General features: G+C 70.3%; 4 protein-coding genes. 3 read left to right on the top strand and 1 reads right to left on the bottom strand.

Annotation, left to right across the window (positions count from 1 at the left end; genetic code table 11):
• Positions 1-526: 526 nt before the first annotated feature.
• Complete coding sequence (locus J8J14_RS24560) at positions 527-1159, bottom strand: hypothetical protein (protein WP_209382172.1); 633 nt, start codon at positions 1157-1159, stop codon at positions 527-529.
• Positions 1160-1284: 125 nt separating this feature from the next.
• Here J8J14_RS24560 and J8J14_RS24555 point away from each other — a divergent pair, with 125 nt between their 5' ends.
• From J8J14_RS24555 to J8J14_RS24545, 3 genes are all read left to right on the top strand, one after another.
• On the top strand, positions 1285-1623 hold the full coding sequence (locus tag J8J14_RS24555; protein ID WP_209382171.1) for a helix-turn-helix domain-containing protein: 339 nt from the start codon (positions 1285-1287) through the stop codon (positions 1621-1623).
• 165 nt (positions 1624-1788) lie between these two features.
• Positions 1789-2379: a hypothetical protein gene (locus J8J14_RS24550; protein ID WP_209382169.1), complete on the top strand. Its 591-nt coding sequence runs from the start codon at positions 1789-1791 to the stop codon at positions 2377-2379.
• Positions 2380-2438: 59 nt separating this feature from the next.
• Positions 2439-2955: DNA-primase RepB domain-containing protein (locus J8J14_RS24545; protein ID WP_245216149.1), on the top strand; the 517-nt coding region annotated here is incomplete at its 3' end.

The following is a 2955-nucleotide window of genomic DNA, read 5'->3' as shown; positions in this document are numbered from 1 at the left end:
GGGAGATCAGCCCCCGGTCGTACTCCCGCCAGTTCCGGGTCCGGTAGCGGGTCTTCGGCCGCTCACCCCGTGCCGATGCCTTGCTCATGCAGGCCTACCTGCAAGGTTTGTGCAACAACGCCATTCACATCCCACGCTGAAGTACCGGCACGCGCCACAGGCTCCTTCCTCCTTGGTGAGGCAGCAGGAAAGGGGGTCCACCACCGGAGCCCCTGGCTGGCCCGCGAGCGCCTCGCTGATGAACTCGGGCTCGACCGGGTAGAGGTTGAGGGCACTGCCGCCGGCAGCCGGCCGCTTGCGCTCAGCGGGAGCGCGCGGATCCACGATGCCTCGGTTGCGGAGCTCGCGGCCGACCCAGTCGGCCCGGGCCCATTCGGGGATGGCTGAGACGTTCTCACGCCCACAGGCGCTATCCATCTCCAGCCCCATCTCCATGCGACCGTGAGTCGCGCAGATCTCACGGAACCCTCTCTGGACTTCGTCTTTCTGTTCCGTCTTGTCGTCCAGCGTCCACAGTCCGGCATTCTCAAGCCCGCCAAACCTGTGCAGCAACGACGCCGGCCTCTCGCAGGGCAGCGATCGTGCCCTCCCGAATCTCCTCCGGATTGGTCAGGAAGTTCCGGCCGCTCGGGTGGGGGATCGTGACCACCTGCAACCCGCAGGTGCTCCGCATCCGTTCGTTCCAGCCCGGCCGGCGCGCGAGGGGCAGGTGGCGCCACACCCCGTCACGCGCGACCCAGCCTGCGGCGACGATGCCACTGAACCTGCTGCCGAGGGCCGCGCGCATCTGCTCGACGCTGAAGCGGATCCGTGCACCGGCCGCCTCTATCGCGAGCGCCCGTGAGCCGTATGTCCTGTGATCGGCACGGAGCGCGTTGATCCTGGCCATCGCGTCGGGATCGGCGATGCCGCTCCGCGCCTGCAGCCGGTTTCGGGAGCCCGTTCCCCGCGGAAAGGCCTCCCCATCTGGATCGACGCCGGTGGGCGCGTTCTGTCCCACGAGGAGCCAGGCGTTGCCGGGGCGTGCAGCCACGCGGGCGATGGATAGGGCCAGGGCTGCACGGAAGGCGCCGTTGAGCAGCTCGAGATGACGGCCGTGATCGAGGGCGGCCAGTTTGGGGCCTGCGACGGACGTGCCGCGCGCAGGGATGCTCGCCATGCTGTGCATGGGCGTTACTCCAGAGAGGATGTGGGCAGGGAAAGGGGACGGGCGGGAGACACTGCTCTACCGCGCGCCGGGAAACAGCACTAAAAGTGCGTTTTCCAAGTCGCAGGTCAACACCCTTGCCGAAAGAAATTCGTCCCACCCCCGCGCAGCTCCGTGCCGCCCGTGGGCTCCTGGGTTGGAGCCAGGCGGACCTGGCCGAGGCCTCGGGCGTGTCGCTCCGCACGGTGAAGGTGCTGGAGGCCGCACCCGACCTCGACCCGGTTCCCGGCCGTGCGGGCACGGTCGCAGCGCTGGTGGACGCCCTTCACGCCGAGCATGTCGGCTTCATCGCCGGAACGGGCCGCATCGGCGTGGAGCGCCGGTTGCCGACAGGCGCCGTGAAGGCTGCGTCACCGGCACCGCGGCAAGAAGCCCCTGGTCGGCCTGCCTCCGTGCGCCGCAGGCAGGAGGGCTGAAGAAAGAACCCCTCCGGGGAAGCAGAACCCCGATAGGGAAGCAATGATCGCCTGTCGTCGGTGCGGAGGGGCGGCCAGCCAGTGGCCGCCCCCTCCGCTCCGCCCGACAGGCTGGAGAAAGGAGAAAAGAGGGGCGGGCCGCCCACCACCCACCATGAGGCCCACATGCCCACCATCACAGACATTCCGTCCCGCTCCCGCCACCTTCTCGCGGGCTTCGCTCACATCCCGCTCTACGCCGAGGACCTGGCACCGTTCGGGGGTGCACTGAGGACGAACGGCCACACGATCTGGGCGGAGCACCGCGATGCTGGCGGCGCGCTCACCGGCCAGGAAATCATCCATGGCGGCCCGAAGATCTCCTTCAGCTTCACACGGGGCGGCAAGCGCGCCCTCTTCCAGACTGCTGGTCGGATGCGTCCTCGGCTCCTCCTCACGGACGGGCCGCCGCAGGCGATCTGTGCCGCGGCCCTCGAGCATCCCGACCTCACCAGGCGCACGACCTACGCTGCCCCTGGCGGCGGCTGGACCCCCGCCGCGTCCGAGGCGCTCGCCTGGCAGCTGGATGACATTGAAGAGGTCGTCCTTGGCTTCGCCCTCGCGCCGGACGGTTCCTGCCGCTCCCGCACCGCTGTCGAGGAGGTTCTGGAGCTCCTCCCCCACGGAAGCCGGCTGGCCGTGACGGCGATGCCGCCCGGGCCCGGAGGCTGGGTCGCGGCGCTCCAGGCCGCTCGTCGGTCCTCGCTCGCGGCCTGAGCCGCTCCGCGCCGGTCCGCTTCCGGACCGGCGCCCTCTCCTCTCTGCGGACACCTTCCATGACAAACATCCCCTACCGCCCGCGCTCCGGTGCCGAGCGCACGCGCGAGGCTGTTCTCCGCTGGGCCGCCGCGCTTCCAGCGGCCCGCTACCTCGTCACCGCCATCCCGGCGGCACCGGAAGCGGGAACGGTCACGCACAAGCGCTTCCTCGCCTACGAGGATCTCGAGCCTGCGCTGCGCTGGCTGGCCCAGCTCAACGCGAAGCACTTCCACGTCGTCGGCCGGCCCTGGAACACCCGGCACGTCCTCATCGACGACGTCCCCCCGGCCTCGCTCGACGGCCTGGTGCGCTGGTGCACGCCCGCCGCGGTGGTCGAGTCCTCGCCGGGCTCGCTGCAGGCCTGGGTGACGATCGCGGAGGAGCCGGTGGAGCCCGTGCTGGCCGATGCCGTCGCCAAGCGACTCGCGACACGGTTCGGCGGCGACCGGTTCGCCGCGCGTGCCAGCCAAGCGGGCAGGGTGCCAGGATTCACGAACCGCAAGGCGCGGCACCTCGACGCGGAGCGCAACATGT

Source organism: Pararoseomonas baculiformis (genome assembly GCF_017813395.1).
GTDB classification, from domain to species: domain Bacteria; phylum Pseudomonadota; class Alphaproteobacteria; order Acetobacterales; family Acetobacteraceae; genus Roseomonas; species Roseomonas baculiformis.
Note: the sequence above shows the minus strand (reverse complement) of the source record. Positions and strands in the feature narration are given on the sequence as shown.

Excerpts from the sequence above, each read along its gene's own strand:
- J8J14_RS24560 (WP_209382172.1), bottom strand. The coding sequence starts at position 1,159 with ATGGCGAGCATCCCTGCGCGCGGCACGTCCGTCGCAGGCCCCAAACTG.
- J8J14_RS24550 (WP_209382169.1), top strand. The coding sequence starts at position 1,789 with ATGCCCACCATCACAGACATTCCGTCCCGCTCCCGCCACCTTCTCGCG.